Raw genomic sequence first — 26,950 nt, forward strand, 5'->3', positions numbered from 1 at the left:
TTCGACGGGAACTCGTCGTGCGACGGCACGACTACGGAACACGACATCCTAGCAAACCGCCGTGCGCCCACGCCACCCGGGCATGCCCTCTCGGGAGGTTGACAGTGCCTCCCCCGCTCCGTAGGCTCTAGTCCCTCCGCCCATGCCCCTGATCGACCGCGTGCTGTCCGTGCTTGCCTCGCCCACACCGGGCATCCCGCTGTTGATCGGCGGGTGCAGTGCCGGGCGCACGCATGCGCTGCACGGGGTGCTCGCGCGCCTCGACGGCGACACGACGCCCGTCTATCTCGACGTCGAGCGCCTCGCCACGACGCCCGAGCAGTGCTACCGCTCGCTGCTGCGCCACGTGCGCGTCGCCGAAGACGGGCCGGCGCTGCCCGCGCCCGCGTCGCTGGCCACGCCGCGCGATGCGTACGCCGCAATCCTCGTGCTCCTCACCCGCGCCCGCGCCGCGTCGGGTCGCCCCTTCACTTTCCTGCTCGACGAGGTACTCGACCTGCGGACCTTCGAGAGCTTCCCCGGACTCAAGACGCTGATGGCCGAGACGGGGTCGGCGCTCGGCGCCTCCGAGAACCGCTTCGTGCTCGCGACGCGCTTCAGACACCGGGGCACCAAGCTGGCCGGTGCGTGGCCGCGCGTCACGCCGGTGCTGCTCGACGACGCAGCCGACGACGAGCGCGACGGCGAGGCGCTGGCCGGGCTCGACCCGCTGGAGCGACAGCAGGTACGCGCCCTGACCGGCGGACGCGTCGGCTACGCCGTGCTGGTGGGCGCCGCGCTCCGCGAGGCCCGGCGCCACGGCCTGGCCGATCCGGTCGGCGCGCTCACCGAGCAGATGCTCTGCGGCAGCGCACTCGAGCGGCGCCTGCGGCTGTCCTACGAAGTGCGGCTGCAGCGGGCGCGCGGCTACGGCGCCCTGCGCGCCATCCTCGACGTGCTGTCGGAGCAGCAGCCACTGACGCTCACGCAGATCGCGCAGCGCCTCAACCGCACCCCGGGCTCGACCAAGGACTACCTGTCGTGGATGCTCGACGTGGACCTGCTCACCGTCGAGCGCAAGCGGTACACCGTGACCGACCCGTTGCTGCGGCTGTGGGTGCGACTCAACAACGGGCCCGGCGCGCCGTCCGATGCGCTCGTGGCGCGCGAGACGCAGCGCTTCGCCCTCGAGCGTCTGGCGACCCTGCCCGACGTGGCGGTGGCCGTCGCCCGCCCCGCCTCATCGCCGGGCGGCATCATCGAGATCGACTGAGCCCTCCCGCAGCGCCTCGAGCGCGCGGCGCGCCGCCTGCTGCTCGGCCTCCTTGCGACTGCGCCCGGACGCCTGCGCGAGCACCTGTCCCGCCGCGGCCACGTCCACCGTGAACACCTTGTCGTGATCGGGACCGGCCTGGTCGACGATGCGATATGCCGGCGGCGGCTGGCGCCGCGCCTGCAGGTATTCCTGGAGTGACGACTTGAAGTCCCCGGCGCCGGCCACGCTCAACCCGCGGGCGCGCGTCTCCTCGAGCAGCGGCGCGAGCAGGCGCAGGATCAGGGCCCGCGCGGCGGCAAGCCCCCCATCGAGGTAGACGGCGGCGATCAGCGCCTCGCAGGCGTCGGCGAGCAGCACGGGCTTCTGCCGGCCGCCGGTCTTCTCCTCGCCGCGGCCCAGGCGCAGGTGCGTGCCGAGATCGATCGACTCGGCGACGCGCGCCAGCGCCGTGTACGACACCAGCGAGGCCTTCATCTTGCTCTTCTGCCCCTCGTCCGACTGCGGGTATTCCTCGAAGACGAGATCGGCGATGACGAAGCCGAGCACCGCGTCGCCGAGGAACTCGAACGACTCGTTGGTGGACTCGGCGCCCTTGCCGTCCTCGTGGGCACGCGAGCGGTGCGTCAGCGCCTGCTCGAGGTAGCCGCGATCGCGGAAGCGATACCCGATCGCGGACTCGAGCGGACCGAGATCGTCGCGCAGCGGCACGACCTTCGGTCCCGGGGACGGCGGGGCGTCGTAGCGACGCAGCAGGCGCGACGCCTCCTCCGCTTCCTCGGCGGGCACCGTGATGCGCAGTTGCCCGAAGAAGGCGATGGGCACCGGGAACACGCTGCGCAGCGGCGATCGTTCGATGACCGGCGACAGCCCCTCGGCCTCGAGCAGGCCGACGACGAGCGCGGCCTCGGCCTCCGACTGGGTGGTGCAGACGACGACGCGCCTGGTCACGCGCCCGCCTCGGCCGCCCCAGCGACGGCCATCGGCGCCGCGTCGGCCGACACCTTCAGCACGATCATGGTCATGTCGTCGTGCTGCTCGGCGCCATCGGCGAACTCGCGGACGCTCTCGAAGATCTCGTCGCACAGGGCGTCGGGTTCCAGGGCCGCATTCTCCTCGACGCACAGGCAGAGGCGGTCCTCGCCGTACAGGTCGCGGACGCCGTTCATCGCCTCGCTGATGCCATCGGTGAACATCACGAGCACGTCGCCGGGCGCCAGCGTGAGCGTGTGCTCCTTGAGCATGCCCTCGAACCTGGCGCGCACCGACTCCATGCGGACCCCGAGCACCAGTCCCTCGGGCGCCAGCAGGCGCGTCCGCGGGAAGGCATCGCCCGCCCGCAGGTGGATCAGCGGCGTGTGGCCGGCGCGCGCGTGGGTGAGCGTGCGCTGCCGCAGGTCGAGCACCGCATAGGTCATCGTCACGAAGCTGGTGCGGCCCATGTTGGTCGACAGCACGCGATTGACCTCGCCGAGCAGCGCGCGCGGCGACTGGTGCGTCTTGGACAAGGCGAGCATCAGCCCCTTCAGCTCCGCCATGTACAGCGCCGCCGAGGCGCCCTTGCCCGAGACGTCGGCCACCAGCAGCCCGATGCGATCCTCGTCCAGCGGGAAGAAGTCGCAGTAGTCGCCGCCGATCTCGCGCGCCGGGCGGCAGGCCGCCGCCAGGGTCACGTCGCCGCGACGCAACGTCTCGGAGGGCAGCAGCGACGTCTGGATGTCGCGCGCAATCTGCAGCTCCTGCTGCAGGCGCTCCTTGACCACCTTCTGCTCGAGCAGTTCCTCGATGGTCTCCACCATCGAGTTGAACGACGAGGCGAGCGCGCCGAACTGGTCGCGCGTCCGCACGCGGATGCGGTGGGAGAGATCCTCGGCCTGCACCCGGCGGGTCCCCTCGAACAGCTCGTGGATCGACCCGGTGATCGATCGCGCCAGGCTCACGCCCATCACGAAGGCCACCGTCTGGATCACCAGGAACAGGCTGCCGATGATCAGCAGCACGATGAGCAGCAGCTGGCCGAAGGACATGCCGCCGCCGATCGCCTGTGCCTCGGTGATGCGGCGGTAGACGTGCGCGAGGCTCGGCTGGATCTGCAGCCCCAGCTTGCAGCTGCCGCCGCTGTTCCAGTCGGTCACGTCGAGGAAGTTCACCCACGAGAGCACCGTCGGTGAGGCCTCGACGCGGATCTCGCGCCCTTCGGGCACCGCGCACGGATCCGCGCTGCTCGAGGCGTTCATGGGCCGCGCGAGGCCGCCGAGACGGATCCCGGTCTCCTCCCGGATCACGCCCGCCGCGGCGTCGTCGAGCGGCAGGTCGACGACGACGGCCCGGCGCGCGGTACCGGCCGCGCCGATCCAGGACACGCTGCGCACGATCAGGCGTGCGCCGGCCGCGACGCCGGCGGCCTCGGTCACCGGGATGACCACTGCCGACGGCCCCTGGCGCACCAGCCACTCCGGAATGGAGGTGGGCGCCGTGCCGTGATCCCAGGCGCCGACCGTGATCGCCGCATCGCGCGCCTCGCCGTTCATCGGCAGCAGCGCGATCGAGATGCCCGGGTACGTGCGGGCGCCGGCCGCGACCTTGCGCCTGAGCAGGTCGCGCGCGTCGGCGGTCGTGCGGGTCTGCTGCAGCTCGACGGCCGCCATGTCGGCGTAGACGCGGCCCTGCGCCTGCAGGTCGGCCAGCTTCTCCTTCACGAGGTACGAGCTGAAGCTCAGCAGCGTGAGCGCACCGACGATCAGGAAGAACAGGAAGATCAGGGCGGCCGGCACGACCCCGATGAAGAAGTACGACAGGATCAGCTTGCGGCGGACGCGCCAGAGCAGGCGCTGCCGCAACACGCGGCTCACGCGCCACAGGACGACGGCGCCACCGACGATCACGGCGGCCGTCGCAAGGCGACGCAGGGTCTCCAGCGTATCGGCTGGTCCGGTGGCCAGGCCGGCGACTGCGAGCAGCACGCGCGAGAGCAGGCCGGCGAGCAGGACGCGGCCCGCCCAGTGCTGCAACAGCAGGGCGCGCGCCGACGGCAGCGGCAGCAGGTCGTGCGCAGGGGGCGCTTCGAGGCGCACCGAGCCGGGCGAGTCAGGCGGCATGCGGTCTCGGCCCCGCGCAGCGCACGGTCATGTGCGCGTCAGGCCAGCAGTGGCCGAATGATACCATCGCGCTTTTCGCCTTTCCCGAGAGGATTGTCGTGATCGTCGACCCCACTGCCCGCTTCTCCACCCTCTGCATCCACGCCGGGCAGGCGCCCGACGAGGCGACCGGCGCCATCATCACGCCGCTCTACCAGACCTCGACCTACGTGCAGGAGGGCCTCGGGCGGCACAAGGGGCATGAGTACGCACGCACGAGCAACCCGACGCGCGCGGCCATCGAGGCCAACGTCGCCGCGCTCGAGGGCGGGACGGCCGGCTTCGGCTGGGCCTCGGGCATGGCCGCCATCAACGCCGTGCTGTCGTTGCTCTCGCCCGGCGATCACGTGGTGGTCACAGACAATACGTACGGTGGCACGTATCGATTGTTCGAGCGCGTGCTGCGCAAGTCGGGGATCGACTTCACGTACGTGGACACCTCCGACGAGGAGGCGACGCGGCAGGCGTTCACGGCCCGGACGCGGATGCTGTTCCTCGAGACGCCGACCAATCCGGTGCTGCGCCTGGCCGACATCGCCGCGCTCTCGGCAGCGGCCCACGCGCACGGCGACGTGACGGTGGTGGTCGACAACACCTTCGCGAGCCCGGCCGTCCAGCAACCGCTGCTGGTCGGCGCCGACATCGTCCTGCACAGCACGACGAAGTACCTCAACGGGCACTCCGACAGCGTCGGCGGCATGGTCGTGGTCAAGCACGCCGCGCACGCCGAGTGGCTGAAGTTCTACCAGAACGCGGCGGGTGCCATCCTGAGCGCCTTCGACTCCTGGCTGATCCTGCGCGGCACCAAGACGCTCGCGGTGCGGATGGCGGCTCACAACGCCAACGGCCAGGCCATTGCCGAGTACCTGGCGGCGCACCCGAAGGTGCCGCGCGTGCACTACCCCGGCCTGCCGGCGCACCCGCAGCACGCGCTGGCGCAGCGCCAGATGCGCGGGTACACGGGCATGGTGTCGTTCGACGCCGGGACGCCGGCCCGCGCGCAAGCCGTGCTCGAGCGGACCAGGCTGTTCGCGCTGGCCGAGAGCCTCGGCGGCGTCGAGAGCCTGATCTCGCACCCGGCGTCGATGACGCACGCGTCGGTGCCGCCGGAGCGACGCGCGGCGTTGGGCGTGACCGACAGCCTCGTGCGCCTCTCGGTGGGCATCGAGGACGTGGACGACCTCAAGGCCGACCTGGAGCAGGCGCTGGCGGTGCTCTGACACTTTGAAATCGGAAATTTGAAATGCTCGGCGGCTCGGCCTGACGGCCTTCCCTCGCTCGAGAGGCCTTGAAGGCGCGGTGCCGCAGACCCGCGCTCGAGAATTTCACATTCTCCAATTTCAGATTGACGTGTTGGCCCTCACCCACTGCAGGTAGGCGTCACTGCCGCCGGCCACGTCGAGCACCAGCCACTCCGGCGTCTCGTACGGGTGCGCGGCACGGACGGCCTCCCACAACGCCGGCAGGGCGTGACGCGTCGTCTTGATCACCCACTGGTGCTCCTCGGCTTCCTCGATTGCCCCCTGCCAGCGGTAGGTGACGCGGTGCCGCGGCAGGCGCGTGACACAGGCCGCCAGGCCGCCCTCGACGAGCCGTCGCGCGACCGCGGCAACGGCATCGTCCTCGTCGGGCCACGTGGTCAGCGCGATCACCACCTGATCGTCGGTCGAGTCGTGCGATCCGTCGTTGTCTGCCGATCCGGAATCCTGTATCGTCCTCATGGCTCGTAATGTCTGCTCCTGAACCCCTGCGCGGATCCCGTCCCACGTCGCGTCGCGCGACCGGCGGGCAGGCCGTGTCGGCGATGCGCCGACGCCTGGTGCGGGGCGCGCTCGGGATCGTACTCGTGCTCGCCATCGTCGACGGCGTGTTCGGGGATCGCGGCGTGTTTGCCAACATGCAGCAGCGCGAGGTGCTGAGCACGCTGCAGACCTCCATCGACGACCTGCACGCGCAGAACGCCGCGCTCACCGACGACATCCGCCGATTGCGCGAGGACGAATCGGCGGTCGAGGAACTCGCGCGCGAGGAACTCGGGCTGATCAAGGACGGCGAGTTGCTGATCATCCTGCGCGACACGCCCGAGCAGGCCGCGCCCGGCAGCTCGACACCGCCGACGGCCGCCCGCCGCTGACGGGAATGCGTTTGACCGATCGCGGCGTGCATGCTAAGGTGGTGAAGTTGTTCGGGAGCGCCCGTCGCTTCCAGACATCGGTGACGCGGGGTGGAGCAGCCTGGTAGCTCGTTGGGCTCATAACCCAAAGGTCGCGGGTTCAAATCCCGCCCCCGCAACCAATACAGGACAGCCGCTGAAAGCCACGAGCAATCGTGGCTTTTGTCGTTTCCGGGTATTGCCCAGCCACGGTCCGGAAACCCGCATGCCGCGCTGGCCTCGCGATTCCGTGGGCATCGCGTCACGTCAGCACGCCGGCGCAAGACGGGCCGGTCGCCCTGTGACGGGAACCGGCCCGGCCTGGAATGGGGTGGACGGGCGGAGGCCACTTCCCCGCCCGTCACGCCGCTAGGCGGCGGCAAGCCGCCAGTCGTACGTCACGTCGTAGGTGCCGCCGTGCGCGGCGAACCGAGCGACGTACTGCGGGCTGTCGGTCGCGCCGCCGCTCCACCGCGAGGCGAGCGAGTCGAGGGTCACCGAGACCGTCTGGGGCGGGAACACGTCGTCGCTCCACCACGACTTGAGCCACTCGAAGATCCTGCCCACGACCCAGCCGAGCGCCGCGCCGATGATCGCGCCGAGCGGCCCGAGCGCGGAACCGATTGCGCCGCCGACCGCTGTCGTCAGCGCCTCCAGCAGGTGCCCCTTCACGGCATCGACCAGCTTGTTGAGGAAGTCGCCCAGCCCTCCCATGTCCTTCTCGGCGAGCACCATCGTCACGAAGTAGCTCTTGGGCCACTCGGACCCTTCGAGCATGTTGAACGACGTGAAGACCTTCGGCGGCGAGTAGACCTTCTCATCACCGTCGTCGAAGCTGTTGCCGACGCGGAACTCCGACAGCTTGCGCGTGTCTCCGGTCTCGTCGGTGTCGGAGCCTCCGAGCGCGATCTCGTCGTCGCCGGCCCATTCCGGGTTGCACTCGTCCACGCAGCGGACCTTGTGGATGCGCATCTCCAGATGATGCAGCGATTGCTGCGGCACCAGCCCCACGTGCAGCAGGTCCGTCGGCACGTGCAGGCCGTGAAGTTCGCCGATCGGGAACTTCAGTGTCGCCGGGAATGGCAGGTTCTTCACGACGTCCACGATGGGCGTCGCGAGTCGGAGGTCGAGGCCGCCGAGATCGCCGAAGTGCTGTTCGCGTGTCGACTTCGGTGCCTTCACGAGTGGCATCACGCGTGCGGTTGCGGCCTGGCGCACGCTCGGCTCGAGAGCGAGGAACCGGGAGCGGAAGATCTGCTCCGCGCTGTTGGCCTGTGACGGGATCTTGTAGGTGGCGGGCTCGGCTTCGCTGGCGACGGCCCGTTCCGATGCGATGAGGAACGTATGGAGCACCCGCTTGGCGACGGCGCGGACCTTCGGGTGGGTCAGGTCGACGGTATTGGACGCGATGATGCCTGGCATGACATGCCTCCTGCTGGCGGGGTGATGATGCGACGCGGCGGAGACGTCATGTCGCCGCCGTGACAGGTACGCACGCTGGCGGCGACCGGGACGACGCGCAAAGGCACTGGAGGCCGGCCGCCACGACGCACGCAACCGAGGAACCGCTCCGCCACTCGGCACGGTCGTCGTCGATGGCGCCCGGGATCCCGACACCGGGTGCGGTCAGGTCGAGCGCAGGCCAGCGGCAGCCGTCGGCACTGAGGCGCCCCGCGCCATCGAGTGCGGCTACCGCGATGGCGCCGGCGTGGCGCGCCGGGAACAGGATGGGCTGAGGGTGAAGGTTGCCGGCTGCCGCGAACACCCGCACGCCCCGCGCGTGTGCACGGTCGATACCGGCGGCGAGTTCGTCGTCCCACGCCGTGGTGCCAAGCGGCAAGGCCACCAGCGTGGTGCGCGTGGACAGCCAGTCGATCGCCCTGGCCACGACCGACGGTCGCGCGACGCCGGAGCCCTCGGCAACCAGCACGACCGACAGGTGGGCGCGCGGGACGAGCCCGAGCACGTGTCGGCGCCCCTGTCCGACCAGCAAGGACGCGGAGTACGTGCCGTGGTCGACGAGCGCACGAGCCGGGTGCGTGGTTCCCGCGAAGTTGGCGACGATGAGGGATGCGCCGCACAGGTCCGCCAGTCGTGGATCCAGCGCCGTCTCGATCAGTCCGAGGTGCAGTCCTGCACCGCGGCGCCGAGGAGGCTCGCGGAGCCCTGCCAGGGCTGCGGTGACGAGCGGAACTGCGGCATAGCACTCAGTCAGATAGGTCGCCAGGTCGAGGACCAGCGAAGCGGACGTGCGCGCAGTGATGGGCGTTGGCATGGCCGGACGGGTCTCGCACCACCCCCGATCGTCCGCGCAGACGTGCACTGCGGCTATCGGTCACCACCTGATGTGGCGTCAGGAAGAGCCGTAGTCGTGAGGCGTCACGTGCGACATGTCGCGTCGCGCCCGTGCCGCCAGCGCTGGTGGTCGCTCTCGAGTTCGTGATCGAGCACGACGCGCGATGCTCACGCTGGCCAGCAGGAGGGCGTCCCGGGTTCCGGCCGGAACCCGGGCCCGTCGCGCCCGGTGTCTAGGTCTCGGGCACCTGAGTCACGCGTACGAACTGCCGACCGCGCCGCGCGACGTAGGTGACCGTGCCTTCCACGGAGATGGTCGGAATCCCCGCGGAGAGGATCTCGTCGTAGACCGGTCCTGCCGCGCCGTCGACCGCGACGACCGAGGTCGCCTTGCCGCTGGCATCACGCTGCGTGAGGTCGTAGGCGACGTGAACGGTCTCACCGCTCAGCGACGTCCGGACATTGTCCAGACGCCGAGCCGTGTGCTCGGCCACCTGGCGCCCGTCCACGAAGACGCGGTACGTGCTGTCGCCGTCACTCGCCACGAACACGGCATGCTCACCAGCCAGGCTGAGGGCGGTGCAGTCGGCGCCTTTCCAGGCAACCTCTTTCACGCGCGCATCATCGGCCATCAGGACGAGCGTGTCACCGGACACACCCACGTAGGACACGGCGCCGTTGTCGCCGAATCGGGGGGCACCCAGCCGTCCTTGGCCTGCACGTAGTATGCGTAACGATGCGGCTGCGGAGTGGCTCCAGCCTCCGAGCGCGGTTCAGGGAACGCCCACGACATGCCGGTGATGACGTACCTCCCCACGTGGTACTCCCCCAGCCAGATCTTGTCCGCCTCCGGTCCGCGCTCCTGCCCGTTCTCGACGACGACCCACTTCCTGTTTCGCTTGGCCGGGTAGATGACGCGACTGCCATCCGCGCTGAGCATCGGTGCACCCACTTCGTCGTAGGGCCGACCCGACACTCCGTCCACCACGACAAGCCATTTGCCGTCCCTCTTCGCGCTGAACGCCACGCGGTGGCCGTCCTCGCTGAACTGCAGGCCACCGACCGCCTCGTAGGCCGCCGACGCCGTGCCATCCACGACGAATTGCCACACCTTGCCGTCCCTGGCCGCGTAGGCGAAGCGCTCGCCGCTGGCGCTGAAGCGGATCGCCGCGATCTCGTCGTGCGCAGTGCCCTGCACCACGCCATTCAACCGGACGACCGAGCGCTTCTCCTGCCGCTCCTCCCAGGCAATCCTTTGACCGTGGCGGCCGACGACCGGGCGCGCATCGGCAGGGTCGATGCCTCGCAGGACCGCAAGGGCGCGCCGCCGCGGCGCCACGTCGGCGTCGACCGCCGCCGGTGCTGTGGCTTCCGGCGTGATGGGCAGAGGGCGCTACGGCACGCCACGCCGCGGCGGGCGTTGCCGCGGCAACGAACCGGACGCGTTCAGTTGGGCGAGGACGCGTCGCTCGCGGTGGGCTCGGCCGGCGGCGCGGGATGGGGACGGAGGGCGGCGATGAGGACGGCGACGAGGATGACGCCGTACACGCCATAGATGGCGGCGGCGGACCGCAGGCCCGCCCAGGCGATCAGTTCCTTGGCATTGGTCAGCAGCAGCAGGCCGGCCACCGACACGCCCATCAGGCGGGCCGGGATGCGACGCGTCGCCCAGGCCGCCACCGGGGCCGCCACGACTCCACCGAGCAGCATCGGGACAATGACCGAAGGCTTGAAACCGCCGCTGCCGACCGCGGCGATCAGCGAGAACGCCGCCGTCGACGCCACAGCGATTTCGGCCGTGTTGACCGAGCCGATCGCGAAGCGCGGACGCACGCCGCGGTGCAGCAGGAAGGGCGTGACCACCGGTCCCCACGCACCGATCATCCCGTTGGTGATCCCGCCCAGGAACCCGGCGGTCCGCACGCCGCGCTTGTCGTAGATCAGCTCTCGCTTGGTCGAGCCCTCGATGGGCACCGTGTCCTTGACCTTCGGCGGCAGGGGGCGCGAGAAGCGCAGCAGGATCCGGACGCCCACCAGGGTCAGGAGCATCGCGAGATACGGCCGGATGGTCGAGCCCTTGACGTTCGAAAGGACGGTGACGCCAATCAGCGCCCCGACGCACCCGGGGATCGCCAGGCGGAGCACGAGTTCCCGGTCGAGGTTGCGGAATCGCCAGTGCGAGATGGCACCGACGGCTCCCGTGGCGACCTTGGCGATGTTGACCGACGCCGACACCGCCGTGGGCGCAAGCCCGGTGCTCAGCAGGATGCTCGAGCTCGTCGGACCAAAGCCCATGCCCAATGCGCCATCGACCAGGGACGCCGCAAAGCCCGCGAGCCCATACAGGACCATTTCACCCATGCATCACCATTGATTGCCCATGCCGGCTCACCCTGCAGGCGGCCGCCGCGCCACACAGCTTATCGGCATTCGCTGCCGCGAGAGCAATGTATGTCAGCCTTCCGCCGCCACCGGCACGGCCGATGTGGCCGTGCGCCACAGGCTCAAGAGCCGGCCGCGGCCGGACGTGACGCCGCGGTCGCAGGTGGCGCACTGGGGCGAGCCGACGCGCCTGCCGGCGCCGGCCCGTCCGCGGCCGGCGCTGTCGGGTCGATGCGATACATGAGGTCGTCGAGCACGACCTGCCAGTACCCCAGCGAGCGCATCTCGATGCGCGTGATCCCGCGATAGTCGGCGTCGAAGTACACGGGGCCGGCCACCCGGCCGCGCAGCCTGTCGGTGTAGGCCAGATCGGTGCCCCGCCACGCGCGGACCTCGATGTCGAAGCGCTCGGCGTTGGGCCAGGCCACGCCGATGTGCGTGCCCGCCAGGTCGAAGGGCTGCGCGCGGGAGATCGTGGCCGGGTGCCCCGAGCTGTTGTAGGCGAAGTACTCCGACGAGGTGGTGCCGTTGATCATGCCGTCGGACTTGTACATCTTCTGGTGCGTCGCGACCCAGTTGTACCAGTCGAGGCCGGCGTAGCCGCGCGGCACCTCGTAGAGCGTGTCGGATGGCGTCAGCGTGTCGAAGTCGACCACCCGGGACTCGGTCCGCGACGGGGGCGCGGTCGCCCCGACGACGACCCGCGAGAGCACGACCGCGTAGTCACGCACGGTCACGCGGCGCACCACCTGCGCGGCCCGCTGCGAGAACGTGAGCTGCCACTCGCCCGCCTCGGCCGGAAACGTGAACGCGCCCGAGGCCTCGACCTTCGGATACTCGAGATCGCCGCTGGGCGACAACGCCCTGATGGTCACCGGTGCCCCATCGACCGCCACGCTGCCCGAGATGGTCAGTTCAGGAGCGATGCCGACGGGGATGAGCGTGCGCTCGGCCACCAGGCCTGCCGGTGAGCCGTCGAGCCTCTTGAACGAGAACTCCTGCTCGCCGTTGCGTGAGGTGACGACCCATCCCTTGGGCGGGCGCGCCTCGATGCGGTAGGCGCCCGGCTCGTTGATCGGCGCCGCCCACTTGGTGGCCGACATCGGGAAGTTGGTGAACCCGGAGATGTTCGACACCGCGCCCACGGCATCGCCCCGCGGCCGGAACAACGCGACCTCGAGGCCCGCGTAGGGTCGGTCGGCCGTGTCGTAGATGCCGTTGCGATTGATGTCGCGGTAGGCGAAGCAGGAGATGTTCAGCTCGGACCCACGGTTGCGCCACCAGTCCCACACGTACCAGGCGCCACCGGCGATGAGGCCGGCCGTGACCAGCAGTTCCAGCCAGCGACGCAGGGGCGGCAGCACGCGACGAGGGAGGGCCTCACCAGCAGTCATGGGCCGGGATCATAGGGCATCCCGCCTGGCGGGCCGAGTGACCCGGTGCCCTCCCGAAGCCCGGCACGAGTGGTATGCTCCGCGCCCGTGCGCATCCTCATCGCCTTCACCGTGCTTCTCGTCGCCCTGATCTGCCCGTCTGCACCTGCGTCGGCGCAGATCACCGTGGCGCAGGACGTGCCGTACGTGGCCGGCGGCCATCCGCGGCAGGTGCTCGACATCCATGCACCGGCCGGCGCCAGGGGCCTGCCGGTCGTCTTCTGGATCCACGGCGGGGGTTGGCAGACCGGCCACAAGGGCCTGGTGGCCTCCAAGCCGAAGGCCTTCACCGAGCGCGGCTTCGTGTTCGTGTCGATCAACCACCGGCTGTTGCCCGGGTCGCCGATGGAGGACGTCGTGTCGGACGTGCATACGGCCCTGGCCTGGGTCCGCGCGCACGTCGCCGAGTACGGCGGAGACCCGTCGCGCGTGCTGGTGATGGGCCACTCGTCGGGCGGCCAGCTCGCGGCCCTGATGTGCGTCGACGACCGGCGCCTGAAGGCGGCCGGCCAGTCGCTGGCGTTCATCAAGGGGTGCGTGCCCGTCGATGCCGACACGTTCGACATCCGGGCGATCATCGAGGTCGCCGAAACCCGCGCCCGCGTGCACGGCCTGCCGCTGCCGACGTTCGGACATCGCCAGAAGTTCGGCAACGACCCGGCCAGGCATCGCGACTTCTCGCCGGTCACGCACGTGGCCGCCGGCAAGGCCATCCCGCCCTTCCTCATCGTGCACGTGAGCGAGAACGCCGACACCGGCGCGCAGGCGCGCCGCATGAAGGCGGCCCTCGAGGCGGCCGGTGTCACCGCGACGATCGTCAGCGGTCGCGACACGACGCACGGCAGGATCAACGACGACATCGGGACGCCAGGCGACCCGGTCACCAGCGAGCTGTTCGCGTTCGTCGACAAGGCGCTCCAGCGGTGAGCGTCTCGTGTATGCTCCGCGGCAAGGAGACCCCATGACAGCTGCCGCAATCCTCGCCACCCTCGCCCTCGGCGCGCAGGCGCCCGCCACGCCGGCCACCATCCCGTCGCCCGACGTCCAGATCGCCGGTGCCGTGCAGGCCGCCCCCGCCGACCAGCGCGCGACGGCGACCGTCATCGGCTTCGACGCACAGGGCAAGCACACCACGCTCCGCCGCGGGACCGGCTCGCTGGTCTGCCTGGCCGACGACCCCGGGGTCGCCGAGTTCTCCGTCGCCTGCTACCACAAGGACCTCGAGCCGTTCATGGCACGCGGGCGCGAACTCGCGTCGGCCGGCTCGAAGGGCCGCGGCCCCGCCGGCGACGTCCGCTACAAGGAGATCGAGGCCGGGACGCTGAAGATGCCGGCGGTGCCGACGCTGCTGACGATCGTCCAGGGCACCGGCTTCGACGCGGCGGCCGGCACGGTCACCAACAGCTACACCCGCTGGGTGATCTACACGCCCGGCGCGACGGCCGAGTCCACCGGACTGCCGCTCACCCCGGCACCCGGGGCGCCATGGCTGATGTTCCCCGGCACGCCAGGCGCCCACATCATGATCAGCCCCGCCCGGCCGAAGTGAGGCGACCGGCGCCGGCGCGTGAGCGTCGCGTCCCTGACGCTGACGTCCGGGCGCGGCGCGCCGCGCCGTGACGGGCAGTCCTGATCGGCGTTGCCACGAGGGCGTTCACCGCAGCGTGACGCCCACCGTGAGCGTCGCGCGGATGTGCGGCGGGCCGCCGATGGCGAACTCGGGCGCGATGAAGACGCGCCGTCCCGCAGCGATACGGACGCCCCCACCGACCTGCAAGAGCATGCCGACGTCGGAGTAGTCGGCACCGAACACGCGCGCGCTGTGCCACAGCGCGCCGGCCGCAACCAGCGCGTACGGCACCACGGGGCGACTCCACCGGAGCACGCTCGCCCGAACGGTCGCTGCCAACAGCAGGTCTCTGTCGCTCCCCGGCCCGACCATGTACGACAGATCGCCGCTAGCGGCCAGGTGAGGCATCGCCCGCCACTCCAGGCCGAGGCCGCCCATCCCGTGGTCGATCCGCCCGTCGTCGGCGAAGGCCACGTAGCCGCCGCTCACGAGGAGCGCCGGTGGCGGCGCGGGAAGCGACGCAGCGGACTGGGCGTGGGTCAGCCGCGGACACAGCAGGAGCAGGAGGGACAGCAGGACAGCGCGCGGCAGCATCGGTGAACTCCTTCACCACCGAATGCGACGGGCGCCGCGAGATCGGCTCATCGCCCGGGTCGGCGTCGCCCTCTCCCGTCACGGCGAGTGGCGACGCCCACCCGAGGGCGCCCGCGATCTATACTCCGCGCGTCCGCGCATCCCGCGCGTCGCCCCATGACCCACACACCTCGTCGCCAGTTCATCAAGCAGGGCCTCCTCGGCACGGCCGGCGCCACCATCGCCAGCCTCGGCACGAGCGCGAAGTCCTACGCCGCCATCCAGGGCGCCAACGACCGCATCAACCTCGCGGTGATCGGCGTCCGCAACCAGGGCACCGTGCACCTGAACGCCTGGTGCGGCCTGAAGGACAGCCACAACGTCGCCGTCCGCACCGTGTGCGACGTCGACGAGCGCCTCTGGGCTCCCGCGGTGTCCCTCGTGTCCGGCAAGTCCGGCATCACGCCGACGACGCAGTGGGACCTGCGCAAGGTGTTCGAGGACAAGACCATCGACGCCGTCTCGATCGTCGTGCCCAACCACTGGCACGCGCTGGCGATGATCTGGGCGGTGCAGGCGGGCAAGCACGTGTACGTCGAGAAGCCCGCCTCCCACAACATCTGGGAAGGCCGGCGGATGATCGAGGCCGCCCGCAAGTACGACCGGTTCGTGCAGGTGGGCCTCAACAACCGATCGGGCATCGCGGTGCGTGAGGCGATCGCGTTCCTGCACGGCGGCGGCATCGGCAAGCTCTACATGGCGCGCGCACTCTGCTTCAAGGCGCGCGACTCCTATGGCGTCGCCAAGGAGGGACCGACGCCGGCGGAGTTCCATTACGACATGTGGGTCGGGCCGGCCGCGTGGCAGCCCTACGCCGAGAAGCGCACCCACTACAACTGGCACTGGTACTGGAACACCGGCAACGGCGACACGGGCAACACCGGACCGCACCAGCTCGACATCGCGCGCTGGGGCCTGCGCAAGGACGAGCACCCGGTGACGGTGTACTCGGCCGGCGGCATCTACGGCTTCCGCACCGACGATGCGACGCAGACGCCGGGGAGACGCGTGTACGGCGACGTCGAGGCCTACGGGCACGATCGCACCACGCAGGAGACGCCGAACACGCAGACGGCGACCTACAAGTACGCCGACGGCACGCTGCTCGAGATGGAGACGCGCGGCCGCTACACCAATCACGAGGGCAGCCAGGGCCAGGAGGTGGGCAACCTGTTCTTCGGCGAGGACGGGTGGCTGGAGATCAGCGGCGGCACCTGGCGGGCGTTCAAGGGACGCAGCCGCGAGCCCATCGCCGGGTCGAAGCCGGACACGCCCGACGGCAACCACTGGGCCAATTTCATCGAGGCCCTGCGCGCGAACCGCAAGGCCGAGCTGCACGCCGACATCCACGAGGGGCACCTGTCGACATCGCTGTGCCACCTGGCCAACATCTCGTACCGCACCGAGCAGGCGCTGCGGTTCGACGGCGCGAAGGAGCAGTTCGTCGGCGCGCCGGCCGCCGACGCCCTGTTGAGGCGCCCCGCCTACCGCCAGGGCTTCGAAGTGCCGTCGCAGGTGTAGCGGGGCTCTTCAGTGCGTGCTGGCGAGCAACGGCGCCAGCACGCGCGCCAGATCGTCGTCGGCCTTCGGCTGCGCGACGTCCCTGAACAGGAACCACCGCTCCTCGTGCGCCGCCGATCCGCCCGGCGGCAGCGAGGCGAGCACGCCGAGCGTCTCGAGCTCGATGAAGGCGCCGGCGGTGTAGGTCTCGGTGTTGACGCCGCCGTCAGGGTAGGTCGCCCCGTCCTTCCAGTCGTAACGCTTGACGAACAGCTGCCCGGCCCGGTGGTACGCCGCCCAGTTCTGGTGGTTGGCAATCCCGATCTTCTGGGAACCCTGGCGCGCCGCGTCGTTGTGCAGCCGCAGGAACTTCGGCCCGATCTGCCAACGCGGGTCCGACAGGTCCGTGTACGCCCACAACGTCACCTGCCGCACCGGCAACAGCGCGTCGTCGTGGCTGGCATACGGCTCCTGCGGCAGGATCACCGTGCCGCCGCCGTTCATGATCGTCAGCGCCCAGGGCGCGACCTGGATGTCCCACAACGACGTGTTCTCGAGGCGGTGGCCGACGGTCACGCCCGAGCCGGTCTCGGCCAGCGTCACCGTCATCACCTTGCGCAGTCCGGTCCGGGGCTCCACGTCCTGCGTGAGCGTGGCGGTGCGGCCCTCGACCTTGACGTCGACCGGCGCGTTGTCGGGCGAGTAGCTGCGGGGCATGTGCTCGGGCCCGGCCCACAGCCGGTGCCCGCCCCACGGCTTCCAGTCGCCGAGTGCCGTCTTGACCGTCGTCTCGGGCACCCAGCCCAGGAGGTTGTCGCCTCCCACGAAGCCGTAGCGCAGGATGCGCGGGCCGATCTCGGTGGCCAGCAGCACCTCCACCGTTCCGTTGGTCATCCGCACGCACTGTCCCTGTCCGGGGCACGCCACCCGCTGCACCGTCACCTCCGCACGCGCTGGCATCGCCGAGGCGACCGCCAGGGCCACCACCAGCCCGATCACGGTTCTGCGCATGGCCGCATCTTACCCTCGGGCACGGCCACTCCGGCGGCGAGCGGCCGTTCGGTCGCGCCCGGCCCTGACGTTACCCTTGTCGAACTCATGCCCGGACGCAGCCCCCTCTTCAATCGCCTGGCGCGCGTCATGCGCGCCGCCGCCCCCACCACGCCACAGGCTCCCGCGGTCACCCCGCCGTCACCGTCGCGCCGTGCCTTCCTCGCGCATACGGCGGCCCTGGCGGCTGTTGCCGCCGGCGGTCGGGTGAGCGCGGCCGGGGCGCCACGCGTCGCCATCGTCGGCGCCGGATTGGCGGGCCTGCTCTGCGCCGATCGCCTGCAGTCGGGCGGCATCGTGCCGGTGGTGTACGAGGGACAGGCTCGCGTCGGCGGTCGATGTCGATCCCTCCGGGGCTTCTTCCCCGGCCAGGTCGCCGAGCTCGGCGGCGAGTTGATCGACACGCAGCACAAGACCATGCTCGGCCTGGCCAACCGGTTCGGCCTGGCGCTGGAGGACATGGGCAAGCAACCCGGCGAGGAGACCTTCTTCTTCGGCGGCACGCACTACACCGAGGACGAGGTCATCGCCGAGTACCGTGTGCTCGCGCCGCGGATGCGCGAGGACATGAAGACGTCGTCGGGAGCGCCGACCGCCTTCAGCTCGACGCCGGGTGACGTCGCGCTCGACAACACCGACCTGGCCACCTACCTGGCGACGCGGGCGGCGGACCTGCCGCTGATCCGCGCGCTGATCACCATCGCGTACGAGGGCGAGTACGGGCTGCCGGCGAGCCAGCAGTCGTGCCTGAACCTGCTGCTGTTCATCCACGCCGACCGCCGCTCCTATTGGCAACCCTGGGGCGTGTTCAGCGACGAGCGCTATCACGTGGTCGACGGCAACGACCGGATCGCCCAGGGACTGCTGGCCGATTTCAGCGGCGTCGTCGAGTACGGGCGCGCCCTGCGAGGACTGCGCCGCACGGCCTTCGGCGACTACGAGCTCCGGTTCGCGAGCGGCGCCCCGGTCACGGCCGACGTCGTGGTGGTGACGCTGCCCTTCTCCGTCCTGCGCACGCTCGACCTCGATCCGTCGCTGGGCCTGTCGAACGGGAAGCGGCACGCCATCGACACCCTCGGCTACGGCACCAACGCCAAGACGATGGTCGGCTTCGGTTCCGCGCCCTGGTCAACGCAGTACGGTGGCAACGGCTCGGCCTACACCGACCTGGCCAACGTGCAGCAGGTGTGGGAAACCAACCCGACGCGTCACGGCGCCGGCGCGATCCTCACCGACTTCGCCTCCGGCCCTCGTGGCGCGCAACTGCGCGTGGACCGGCTCCAGTCGCAGGTCAGCGCATGGCTGGGCGACCTCGACACCGTGTGGCCCGGGGTGGCGGCAGCGGCCTCGCGCGACGGTCGTGCGTACCGCGCGGCACTCGCGCCGTGGCCGACCTCGCCGTGGGCCCTGGGCTCCTACACCTGCTACAGGCCCGGGCAGTTCACGACCGTCGCCGGCTACGAGGGCCAGCGCGCGGGACACCTGCACTTCGCAGGCGAGCACACCGACTCGTTCTACTCCTGGCAGGGCTTCATGGAAGGCGCCTGCCTCTCGGGCCTCGCCGCCGCAAATGCCATCCTGGCCGACGTGAAGAAGGGCCTGGTGTGACGCGGACCGGCCCACGGGCCGGTTCGTCCCACCCGGGTATCATCGAACGATGGTCCGCGCCGAGGACATCCACGCGGCCGTCACGGCCCTTCGTGCCGGCCACGTCGTCGGGCTGCCGACCGAAACGGTCTACGGGCTCGCCGGCGACGCCTCCAATCCTGCAGCCGTCGCCCGCATCTTCGCCATCAAGGGACGACCGGCCACGCACCCGGTGATCGTCCATGTGCGCGACGCCGACGCGGCGCGCACGTGGACCCGCACCTGGACAGCGGCGGCTGCCGCACTGGCGCACCGCTTCTGGCCCGGCCCCCTCACCCTGGTGCTTCCCAAGGCCGATCACGTGCTGCCCCAGGTGACCGGCGGGCAGGACACGGTGGCGCTGCGTGTCCCCGCGCACCCGGTCGCGCAGGCCGTGCTGCAGGCCTTCGACGGCGGACTCGCCGCGCCGTCGGCCAATCGTTACGGCCGCGTCAGCCCGACCACCGCCGCGCACGTGCGCGCCGATCTCGGCGAGGAAGTCGCCCTCGTGCTCGATGGCGGCCCCTGCGACGTCGGCCTGGAGTCGACCATCGTCGACTGCACCACCGACCTGCCGCGGGTACTGAGGCCAGGGCGCATCACGGCCGAGGAGATTGCGTCCGCAGCGGGTGGACTCGGCGAGGTCTCCGGCGAGGTGCCGCGCGTGCCTGGCAGCGTCGTCTCCCACTACGCACCGCGGACGCCCGTCGAGATCGTCGAGCCCGGATCGCTGGCCGGCGCCATCGACGCGCACAGGACGCGCGGCGAGCAGGTGGCCGTCCTCGCTCCCGGTGCGGGCGCTCTCTCGGGCGTCAGCGCCGGAATCGACGCCGATGCCGATGCGCACGCGTTCGGTCGACGACTGTACGCGCATCTGCGTGCACTCGATGCCACCGGAGCCGACGTCATCCTCGTCGCGCAGCCGCCTGCCGGTGCGGCCTGGCAGGCCGTGCACGACCGCCTGCGGCGAGCGGCCGCCCGTTAGCCCGGTGGACGATCGCCCCCCGCGCCCGTCAGCAGTGCCGCGTCCTCGACGAGGTGATCCAGCTCCGCGGGCTGCAGTCCGTTGTAGATCCCGCGGATGCGCCCGCCGCCGTCGACCAGGAGCAGCTTCTCCGAGTGCACCAGTGGCGCGCCGTCCTCTCCTGACGGCGAACGCGCGTCCATCGCGAAGTAGCGGTCGCGCGCGAGTCGCGAGATCTCGGTGCGCGCGCCAGTCACGAACGTCCACGTGTCGGCATCAGCGCGGTTGCGGGACGCGAACGCGGCAAGGATCGCCGGCGTGTCCGTTTCTGGCGTCACCGAGTACGCGACGACGCGCAGGCCCGTGCCACGCGTGCGGTCCGCGACGGTGCGCAGGCTGCCCATCAGTCGCGGGCAGATGTTGGGACACTGCGTATACAGGAAGCTCACGACGTGCACCTGCCCCCGCACGTCATCGTCGGTGAACGGCGCGCCGGTGTGTGCCTGCAGGCGGAAGGGCCCGACCCGGTGCGCCACCGGCGACCAGTGCGGGGTGAAGGTCGCCTCGTCGTAGTACGGCAGCGGCGCATCGACGGCCGGCGGTGGCCCACCGTGAACCGGCAGGACCAGTGCGGCGATCACGGCCGTGCCGATGGCGAGGGCTGCGAATCCTCTGGTCGTCATGATCGAGGCCTCGCGACCGGTGCTCCCGTCATCGTGCCCGGCGCGCACGGGTAGGCATTGACGAACCCGTACCGTCGCCCGGCACGCACTTCGTAATTGAGATAGAGCCGTCCCTGCTCGTCCCAGGACTGCTGCACGCCCTCCTCCCGGCCATCGACGTAGTGCCGGAGCTCGTAGGGCTGCCCATTGCTGCGCCACGTGCGGTACTCGCCGTGGTACGCGCCGTTGCGGTGAGTCGACTGCGAGCGCAGCCGTCCGTTCGGCCACCAGGTGCGTGCCACGCCCTCGCGCACGCCGCCCTTCAGGGTCTCGCGCGAGGCCAGCGTGCCGTCGGCATACCTGGTCTCCACCTCCCCGAGGGCCGGTGCCGGGGGCGTTTCGAGGGACAGGACGACCAGGGTCACCAGCAGCAGGCTCCGCGCGATCACCCCAGCCTCCCGGCGGCGCCGCGGAAGCAGCCCGAGATGTACGGTGGGGCCGACACCACGTGATAGTGGTAGATGCCTGCCGGCACCTCGCGCGTCGCGTGCGTGTGTCCGTTGCAGCTGTCGAGCGCCGACGGCACCGACCCGTCCTGGTCGCGAGGCCCGTACACCGGGAAGCCATCGAGCAGCACGCCGATCAGGCTGTCGGCGCCGCGGTTGGACGTGAGCCAGAGGGGTTCGACGTGGTAGTGGTACTGGCCGGTCTGCTGCGGGTGGCCGTTGAACCGATCGAACGTCAGGATCTCCTGCGCGAGCGGCGAACGCCCCGCCGCGTACTGGTTGAAGATGGCCACGCCGTTGACGGCGATGCCGATGGGGCCCAGGGGTGTGTCCGAGGCGGTGCCGACGGCCGGCGAGGCAGCCACCTGCATGGACAGCGACTGCGTGGCGATCTGGTTGGGGGCCATCACCATGCCGGCGTGCGGCGCCTCGTACATGGCGTGCCCGCGACCCCAGTAGGGGCTCACGTGGTCGGGCACGCCGTTGGAGCGCAGGCTGACCGTGGTGCCCGACTGCGCGACCGTGACGGCCGACTGGAACTGCGCGTAGATGCCGCGTGTGTCGACGCCGGCGGCGACCGGGGTGGCGCTCGTCGAGGCGCTCGCCGTCGTCGACGTGGTGGGCGCCGTGGGGGAGCCCGAGTTGCAGGCGGTGGCCAGGACCACCAGGGCCGTGATGCCAATCAATCGCATGTGCGTGCCTCCATGCCAGGACCATACGGGCGGCGCCTTGCGGAATCCTGAAGCGCGGACCTTCAGATTTGCGTAAGGTGGTGACGCCATCGTGAGTCTCGCCGTGCGCGCCCGCATCCTCCTCGTGGAAGACGACGACCGACTGGGCCGGCAGGTCGCCGACAACCTGGCGGCGGCCGGCTTCGACGTGACGTGGCGGACGCGCGGCGACGCCGTGGAGGACGACGACCTGGGCGCGGCCAGCCTCGTGGTGCTCGACCTGATGCTGCCGGGGGCGCACGGACTCGACGTGCTCAAGCGGATTCGCGAGCGGGCCCACCCGGTGCCCGTGCTGGTGCTCAGCGCGCGGCAGGACACCCGCGACAAGGTGCGCGCCTTCGAGCTCGGCGCCGACGACTACCTCGCCAAGCCGTTCTGGCCGGAGGAACTGCTCGCGCGCGTGCGGGCCCGGCTCCGCCGCCCGGCCCTCGCCGACGCCGGCCGCGCCATCGACTTCGGACCGCTACGCGTCGATCCCGACACGCGGCGCGTCACCGTCGAGGGCACCCCGGTCGACCTGACGCGCGCGGAGTTCGCCATCCTCGCCGCGCTGGCGCGGCGCCCCGGGGCCGCCGTGTCGCGCGCCGCCCTCGTCCAGTCGGCCCTGGATCCGGAACGCGACGGCGACGAGCGCACGCTGGACGTGCACGTGTCGCGGCTGCGCAAGAAGCTGGGTGCCGCCGGGCGTCTCGTCGGCACGGTCTGGGGCGTCGGCTACCGGCTTGCGGAGCCAGCGCCGTGACGCTCCGCACCCGCCTGGCCGTGACGAGCCTGGGCGTGCTGGTCCCGCTGGCGGCGTTGCTCACCGTCGTCGCCGACCGGGCGCGCCACCGCGGCATGGAAGACACCGTGCAGCGACTGGTCAGCCTGCGCCTGCAGGACGGCGGAGACGTGTGCGGGAGCGGGCGTGTCCGCCCCGAGGATGCGCCGCCGCCAGCGCCGCCTGGCGGCCCCCCGGGGCCCGCCGCCGTGGAGTTCCTCGGCTACGATGCGCGGTTCACGCCTCTGGCCGCGAGTGCTCCGGCGCTGACGGACGACCAACGCGACGCCCTCGCAGCCGGCCGCACGTGGTCGGGCACCTGGCCGACACCCGCCGGCGCCGGCATCGCACTCGCCTTCCCGGCCCCCACCGGACGTCGCTGCGCGTTCGCGGTCGCCCGACTGCGCCCGCGGCCGGGCGTCAGGCGCGATCAGCTGGCAGCCCTCGCCGTCAGTCTGGTGGGTGTCCTCGGCGCGACGTGGCTGGCCGCCGGTCCGGTGCTCACACGGCTGAAGGCCCTGACGGCGGCGGTCCATGCCTCGGCCCAACGACGCTACGCCGCTCCCATTGTCATGGGCGGCCGGACCGACGAGATCACCGACCTGGCCGCGGCCTTCAACGCGGCGGGCGCGAGTGTCCGGGCTCACCTGCTCGACGTCGAGGCACGGGGCGAGACACTGCGCGAGTTCGTGGCCAACACGACCCACGACATCGCGGTCCCGTTGAGCGCGCTGCAGGGACATCTCGCCGCGCTGGAGTCGGACGCCGCCCTGGGCGACCAGGCCCGTCGACGCGTCAGGCACGCCGTGGAGGAGGCGCACTATCTCGGCTCGCTGCTGCGCAACCTCGGCGCCGCAGCGAGACTCGACGGCGCGCGGGCCGTCGAGCGACACCCGGTCGACCTCGTCGGGCTCGTCGAGCGCGTCGTGGTGCGCCTGGGCGTCCTGGCGCGGGCCCGTGAGGTGACGTTGCAGCACGGCGTCCCTGCCGAAGCGGTCACGACGATCACCGACCTCACCCTGCTCGAGCAGGCGCTCGGCAACCTCGTTGACAACGCGATCCAGTACAACCGCCCGGGCGGGCACGTGGCCGTGGTGCTCGATTGCGATCGTGCCCGCTACACGCTCACCGTGCTCGACGATGGCCCGGGCATCCCGGCCGACGACCTCGACGCCCTGCTCACGGCGCGTTCACGCGGCGCCGACGCGCGCACGCGGCGCCCGGACGGGCAGGGCCTGGGCCTCGCGATCGTCGCCGACGCCGCGCGCCTGCTCGACCTCACGCTCGCCTTCGATCATCCGATCGACGGCGGTCTTCGCGTGACGATCACCGGATCGCTCGACGCGTGACCGCCGTCCCGGCCTCCCCTTCCTTCCCTTCTCCCTTCTCCCTTCTCCCTTCCGGCATTCTCGGAATTCTCGGCATTCCCTGCATTCCCGGCATTCACCTGTAGGGTCCCGCCAGATCTTCCTTCGTCGGCGCGGCGGTGCCGATGCGGCGGTGCAGGAACTCGAGCTGATCGGCAAAGTGCGACGGCGGCAGCCGATGTCCGGCGTCGTACCAGCGCTTCTCGGTGCCCTCGGGTGCGATCGCGTGGAACGCGGCGGCGACGTGCGGCAGCACGGCCTCGTCGAGCCGGCCGTTCTGGAGCAGCACCCGGGCCCCGTCGGCGCGCGGAAAGAACACCTCGCCGGAGATTGGCCGCATCGCGGCCAGCCAGGCCTCGCGTTGCAGGGCAGGCAGTTCGCTGACCGGCGGCAGCCACCCTCCGCCTGAGGCCGTGAAGTGCGCGATGAAGCCCGCGTCGCCCACGGCCAGCACGAAGGCGCGCACGCGCGGCTCGACCCCGGCGAGGATGCCGCCCATGGCCGCCCCGTAACTGCCGCCGATGAAGCCGATCCGGGTCGGGTCGACGTCGGGGCGCGCCACCAGCACATCGATCGCGCGTCGCATGTCCACGATCGTCTGAATCTGCTCCTCGGCATCTCGCGGCGTGAAGCTGATCGGATCGCGAGGATCGCGTCGCGCGAACGCCGCGTCGATGCCGATCACGACCGCGCCCTTGCGCGCCACGAACAGCGCGCGTGGGTCCATGTGCTCCGTGCTGCCGGGGGCACCATGCGCCATCACCACGCCCGCGAGGCGCTGCCCGGCGGGAACCGGCGGCACGAACAGCTTCCCCGTCACCCGTCCGCCGCGAGGGCTGTCGAAGCTGATGGCATAGGTACGGATGCCCTCGGCCTCCCGCACCAGCGCGGATTGGAGCCGCAGGGCGGCCGACGGGTCGTAATCGAAGGGCGCGTCCTCGCGCGCCACGGCGGGGCAGGCGACGAGCGCCAACAGGAGGCAGGGAGTCAGCCAGTTCATCATGGCGGCCAAGACGAGTCGCGACGCTCCCGCGTTCGAAACCGTCCGCTCCCGAACGAAGTGTCCGCATCCGCACGCTCGGCCGTTCGCCTGTCGCCTCGATCACGTTGACAGTACGGGACGTGCCCGCTGGGCAGCGCGCACGCCCGCATGCCTCATGTCCTGGATCTCATCGCTGCTGGTTGCGCTGTTGGCCGGCGCCGTTGCGCTGCTGGCCGGTGGTGTCGTCGCCGCCTTGTGCGTCGACTGGTACCACATCTCCTCGCGCGAGGGCGCGTCGGGGTTCTTCGTCGTCTTCACTGCCCTGCTCAGCGGCGGCGCCGGAACGCTGGTCGGCCTGGCGCTGGCGCGAGGCGTCGCCACCATCCCCGGCATGACGGCGCTGAAGGCGCTCGGCCTGGCGACGGCCGTGGTGCTGACGGTGGCCGGAGCCGTGGGGTCGGCCGCCCGGTTGCTGGCCGACGTTCCGCCCGAGATCGATGGCGAGACGCTCTTGCTCGCCATCGAGTTGCAGTGGCCCGCCGGGCAGCCCGCGCCTCGTGCCGAGGCCGGCGCCGGCGAGGTCCGCCTCGGCACGCTCAGTGGTTCGACGGTGCGCCGCGAGGAGGCCGGACCGCTGTTCCTCGAGGATGCGCACCTGGTGAACGGGGCGTGGGTCGTGCCGGGCGTCGCGCCGATCTTCACCTCGCGCGGCACGCCTGTCGTCAACGTGACCGTCGCCGGCGCGCCCCTCGCATCCGTGCTCCCGCCCCTGCCACGCCGCCCCGGCCAGAGCGACCGGCAGTGGAGTGCGTGGATCGCCATCCCGGCGTCGGCAGGCCGGGCAGGTGCAGCACCGTCGGCATACCGCTTCCGGGTGTTGCGCAGCAGTGATCCCGTCCGTTCGCAGCAGGCGGGGCCTTTCACCGTCGAGACCATCGCTCGCTGGTTCACGCGGTTCCGGGGCGAGGACCTGCAGGTGAGCGGCGAGTACCGGGTCCGACGCAACGGCGCGCCGGTTCCGGGCGCCGAGTCGCTGACGTGGGTCGCCCTGGTCAGCCGCGAGCCCTGGACCCTCCTGGCTGCTGGCGACGATGGCTGCCGCCTCCTCGCCGCGGCCGCAAGCGCCGCGCCGATGCCGTGCGACGCCAGCGCCCCGGCCTGGAACCTCCTGGCACTCGACCGCGCGACGACCAGCGAGCCGCGCGCCCAACGCCAGTGGCTCGACACGACGACATTCCGCGACCCGGGGGTGTACGTCGTCGGGCCGATGCTGCTCGACACTCGCACGCCGGCCCTGTCGCCGCACGGCTGGCCGAGTGAGCCGATGCACGAGCAGGACCGCCCACCGCTGGCGCTGTCACCCGACGCGCGGACGATGGCGTGGTTCGCCCCGGGCAACGGCTACGACACCGAACCGGCCATCGCGACGCTGCGACTCGACACCGGCGCGACCACGGTGACGCCGATCGATCGCACGCGGATGCGCTACCGCACGCCGGAGCTGGACATCACGCCGGCATGGTTCGCGCACCACTTCCACTGGGTGCGATCGGAGGCGGGCGCCGACGTGCTCGACGCGCGCCCCGACGCTCCCCTGCTGCCGTACCGCGGAGCGCTCTCGGAGGCCCGGGACGGCGGATACCAGACGTACCTGCTGTCGCCGGGGGGCCGGCCGCTGCGCGACGCCGTCGTCGACATCCTGCTCACCGAGCTGGGGGGCGTGCGACGCGATCCGGATGCGTCGGCGGCCGACACGCCGCGCATCGAAGTGGAAGGCGTCGTCTACGAGGTGTCGTACAGCCCTGGCGGCGACGAAGTGCGCCTGGTCACCTACGCGACACGCGCGGCGGCGATGGCCCGGGTGGCGGCGCACCTTGACGCAATCGCGACGTCAGGCCGCCTCGATGCGCTCTTCACGAAGGACACGACGCCGCCGTGACGCGCGGCG

The 26,950-nt window shown here is 71.2% G+C and carries 26 protein-coding genes and 1 tRNA gene; 12 read left to right on the forward strand and 15 right to left on the reverse strand.

Translation table 11 applies throughout. The features are described from left to right. Positions 1 to 142 precede the first annotated feature (142 nt). On the forward strand, positions 143 to 1,252 hold the full coding sequence (locus TBR22_RS14865) for a hypothetical protein (RefSeq protein ID WP_239488627.1): 1,110 nt from the start codon (positions 143 to 145) through the stop codon (positions 1,250 to 1,252). On the opposite strand, the gene rnc is transcribed toward TBR22_RS14865, so the two are convergent. Together rnc and TBR22_RS14875 are read right to left on the reverse strand one after the other, a co-directional pair. Beyond that, the gene (rnc, locus tag TBR22_RS14870) at positions 1,220 to 2,203 is read right to left on the reverse strand and encodes a ribonuclease III (RefSeq protein WP_239488628.1); all 984 of its coding nucleotides are present in this window, start codon (positions 2,201 to 2,203) and stop codon (positions 1,220 to 1,222) included. The genes TBR22_RS14865 and rnc overlap by 33 nt on opposite strands. After that, positions 2,200 to 4,350: a SpoIIE family protein phosphatase gene (locus TBR22_RS14875; RefSeq protein ID WP_239488629.1), complete on the reverse strand. Its 2,151-nt coding sequence runs from the start codon at positions 4,348 to 4,350 to the stop codon at positions 2,200 to 2,202. Before TBR22_RS14875 ends, rnc begins: the two co-directional genes overlap by 4 nt. Before the next feature lie 98 nt (positions 4,351 to 4,448). On the opposite strand from TBR22_RS14875, the gene TBR22_RS14880 reads away from it, so the two are divergent. Next, entirely contained in the window at positions 4,449 to 5,609 is a 1,161-nt protein-coding gene (locus TBR22_RS14880) for a PLP-dependent aspartate aminotransferase family protein (protein WP_239488630.1), read from the forward strand. A gap of 120 nt (positions 5,610 to 5,729) precedes the next feature. On the opposite strand, the gene cutA is transcribed toward TBR22_RS14880, so the two are convergent. Further along, on the reverse strand, positions 5,730 to 6,110 hold the full coding sequence (gene cutA, locus TBR22_RS14885; protein ID WP_239488631.1) for a divalent-cation tolerance protein CutA: 381 nt from the start codon (positions 6,108 to 6,110) through the stop codon (positions 5,730 to 5,732). Between the two features lie 8 nt (positions 6,111 to 6,118). Between cutA and TBR22_RS14890 the strand changes: the two genes are divergently transcribed. Together TBR22_RS14890 and TBR22_RS14895 are read left to right on the forward strand one after the other, a co-directional pair. Next, positions 6,119 to 6,523 (forward strand): septum formation initiator family protein, encoded by a 405-nt coding sequence (locus tag TBR22_RS14890; protein ID WP_239488632.1) that lies wholly within the window; start codon positions 6,119 to 6,121, stop codon positions 6,521 to 6,523. 84 nt (positions 6,524 to 6,607) lie between these two features. Next, positions 6,608 to 6,684, forward strand: a tRNA-Met gene (locus TBR22_RS14895). A gap of 226 nt (positions 6,685 to 6,910) precedes the next feature. Here TBR22_RS14895 and TBR22_RS14900 read toward each other — a convergent pair. From TBR22_RS14900 to TBR22_RS14925, 6 genes are all read right to left on the reverse strand, one after another. Beyond that, entirely contained in the window at positions 6,911 to 7,963 is a 1,053-nt protein-coding gene (locus TBR22_RS14900) for a hypothetical protein (protein ID WP_239488633.1), read from the reverse strand. 46 nt (positions 7,964 to 8,009) lie between these two features. Further along, the gene (locus TBR22_RS14905) at positions 8,010 to 8,816 is read right to left on the reverse strand and encodes a S8 family serine peptidase (RefSeq protein ID WP_239488634.1); all 807 of its coding nucleotides are present in this window, start codon (positions 8,814 to 8,816) and stop codon (positions 8,010 to 8,012) included. 253 nt (positions 8,817 to 9,069) lie between these two features. After that, the gene (locus TBR22_RS14910) at positions 9,070 to 9,468 is read right to left on the reverse strand and encodes a hypothetical protein (protein WP_239488635.1); all 399 of its coding nucleotides are present in this window, start codon (positions 9,466 to 9,468) and stop codon (positions 9,070 to 9,072) included. Beyond that, complete coding sequence (locus TBR22_RS14915) at positions 9,468 to 10,175, reverse strand: hypothetical protein (RefSeq protein WP_239488636.1); 708 nt, start codon at positions 10,173 to 10,175, stop codon at positions 9,468 to 9,470. The genes TBR22_RS14910 and TBR22_RS14915 overlap by 1 nt, the downstream gene beginning before the upstream one ends. A gap of 107 nt (positions 10,176 to 10,282) precedes the next feature. Further along, positions 10,283 to 11,197, reverse strand: coding sequence for a sulfite exporter TauE/SafE family protein (locus TBR22_RS14920; RefSeq protein WP_239488637.1), 915 nt, complete (start codon positions 11,195 to 11,197; stop codon positions 10,283 to 10,285). 143 nt (positions 11,198 to 11,340) lie between these two features. Further along, complete coding sequence (locus TBR22_RS14925; RefSeq protein WP_239488638.1) at positions 11,341 to 12,612, reverse strand: hypothetical protein; 1,272 nt, start codon at positions 12,610 to 12,612, stop codon at positions 11,341 to 11,343. 87 nt (positions 12,613 to 12,699) lie between these two features. Between TBR22_RS14925 and TBR22_RS14930 the strand changes: the two genes are divergently transcribed. Both TBR22_RS14930 and TBR22_RS14935 read left to right on the forward strand, forming a co-directional pair. After that, on the forward strand, positions 12,700 to 13,578 hold the full coding sequence (locus TBR22_RS14930) for an alpha/beta hydrolase (RefSeq protein WP_239488639.1): 879 nt from the start codon (positions 12,700 to 12,702) through the stop codon (positions 13,576 to 13,578). A gap of 34 nt (positions 13,579 to 13,612) precedes the next feature. Further along, the gene (locus tag TBR22_RS14935; protein ID WP_239488640.1) at positions 13,613 to 14,200 is read left to right on the forward strand and encodes a hypothetical protein; all 588 of its coding nucleotides are present in this window, start codon (positions 13,613 to 13,615) and stop codon (positions 14,198 to 14,200) included. Positions 14,201 to 14,305: 105 nt separating this feature from the next. Here TBR22_RS14935 and TBR22_RS14940 read toward each other — a convergent pair whose 3' ends face one another. Further along, on the reverse strand, positions 14,306 to 14,815 hold the full coding sequence (locus TBR22_RS14940) for a hypothetical protein (RefSeq protein ID WP_239488641.1): 510 nt from the start codon (positions 14,813 to 14,815) through the stop codon (positions 14,306 to 14,308). 156 nt (positions 14,816 to 14,971) lie between these two features. Here TBR22_RS14940 and TBR22_RS14945 point away from each other — a divergent pair, with 156 nt between their 5' ends. Further along, positions 14,972 to 16,375, forward strand: coding sequence for a Gfo/Idh/MocA family protein (locus tag TBR22_RS14945; RefSeq protein WP_239488642.1), 1,404 nt, complete (start codon positions 14,972 to 14,974; stop codon positions 16,373 to 16,375). Between the two features lie 9 nt (positions 16,376 to 16,384). On the opposite strand, the gene TBR22_RS14950 is transcribed toward TBR22_RS14945, so the two are convergent. Beyond that, positions 16,385 to 17,365, reverse strand: a complete 981-nt coding sequence (locus TBR22_RS14950; RefSeq protein ID WP_239488643.1) for a hypothetical protein — start codon at positions 17,363 to 17,365, stop codon at positions 16,385 to 16,387. Between the two features lie 87 nt (positions 17,366 to 17,452). Here TBR22_RS14950 and TBR22_RS14955 point away from each other — a divergent pair, with 87 nt between their 5' ends. Both TBR22_RS14955 and TBR22_RS14960 read left to right on the forward strand, forming a co-directional pair. Further along, positions 17,453 to 19,012, forward strand: a complete 1,560-nt coding sequence (locus tag TBR22_RS14955; RefSeq protein WP_239488644.1) for an FAD-dependent oxidoreductase — start codon at positions 17,453 to 17,455, stop codon at positions 19,010 to 19,012. Between the two features lie 49 nt (positions 19,013 to 19,061). Continuing rightward, positions 19,062 to 20,015 (forward strand): L-threonylcarbamoyladenylate synthase, encoded by a 954-nt coding sequence (locus tag TBR22_RS14960; protein WP_239488645.1) that lies wholly within the window; start codon positions 19,062 to 19,064, stop codon positions 20,013 to 20,015. On the opposite strand, the gene TBR22_RS14965 is transcribed toward TBR22_RS14960, so the two are convergent. From TBR22_RS14965 to TBR22_RS14975, 3 genes are read right to left on the reverse strand one after another with little or no spacing between them, the layout of a single operon-like run. Further along, positions 20,012 to 20,677, reverse strand: a complete 666-nt coding sequence (locus TBR22_RS14965) for an SCO family protein (protein WP_239488646.1) — start codon at positions 20,675 to 20,677, stop codon at positions 20,012 to 20,014. The two genes, TBR22_RS14960 and TBR22_RS14965, sit on opposite strands and share 4 nt — an antisense overlap. After that, the gene (locus TBR22_RS14970) at positions 20,674 to 21,105 is read right to left on the reverse strand and encodes a toxin-antitoxin system YwqK family antitoxin (RefSeq protein WP_239488647.1); all 432 of its coding nucleotides are present in this window, start codon (positions 21,103 to 21,105) and stop codon (positions 20,674 to 20,676) included. The genes TBR22_RS14965 and TBR22_RS14970 overlap by 4 nt, the downstream gene beginning before the upstream one ends. Further along, complete coding sequence (locus TBR22_RS14975) at positions 21,102 to 21,854, reverse strand: YHYH protein (RefSeq protein ID WP_239488648.1); 753 nt, start codon at positions 21,852 to 21,854, stop codon at positions 21,102 to 21,104. The genes TBR22_RS14970 and TBR22_RS14975 overlap by 4 nt, the downstream gene beginning before the upstream one ends. 91 nt (positions 21,855 to 21,945) lie before the next feature. Here TBR22_RS14975 and TBR22_RS14980 point away from each other — a divergent pair, with 91 nt between their 5' ends. Together TBR22_RS14980 and TBR22_RS14985 are read left to right on the forward strand one after the other, a co-directional pair. Next, a complete protein-coding gene (locus TBR22_RS14980) occupies positions 21,946 to 22,635 on the forward strand; it encodes a response regulator transcription factor (RefSeq protein WP_239488649.1) in 690 nt (229 codons plus the stop codon). Beyond that, positions 22,632 to 24,002 (forward strand): cell wall metabolism sensor histidine kinase WalK, encoded by a 1,371-nt coding sequence (locus tag TBR22_RS14985; RefSeq protein ID WP_239488650.1) that lies wholly within the window; start codon positions 22,632 to 22,634, stop codon positions 24,000 to 24,002. Before TBR22_RS14980 ends, TBR22_RS14985 begins: the two co-directional genes overlap by 4 nt. A 94-nt stretch (positions 24,003 to 24,096) precedes the next feature. Here the strand turns inward: TBR22_RS14985 and TBR22_RS14990 are convergent, their stop codons facing one another. After that, on the reverse strand, positions 24,097 to 25,020 hold the full coding sequence (locus TBR22_RS14990; protein ID WP_239488651.1) for an alpha/beta hydrolase: 924 nt from the start codon (positions 25,018 to 25,020) through the stop codon (positions 24,097 to 24,099). A gap of 157 nt (positions 25,021 to 25,177) precedes the next feature. On the opposite strand from TBR22_RS14990, the gene TBR22_RS14995 reads away from it, so the two are divergent. Then, positions 25,178 to 26,941 carry a hypothetical protein gene (locus TBR22_RS14995; RefSeq protein ID WP_239488652.1) on the forward strand — a complete coding sequence of 588 codons (1,764 nt, stop codon included), beginning with the start codon at positions 25,178 to 25,180 and terminating at the stop codon, positions 26,939 to 26,941. The last annotated feature ends 9 nt before the right edge of the window (positions 26,942 to 26,950 follow it).

It is taken from the genome of Luteitalea sp. TBR-22 (assembly GCF_016865485.1).
Lineage (GTDB): Bacteria > Acidobacteriota > Vicinamibacteria > Vicinamibacterales > Vicinamibacteraceae > Luteitalea.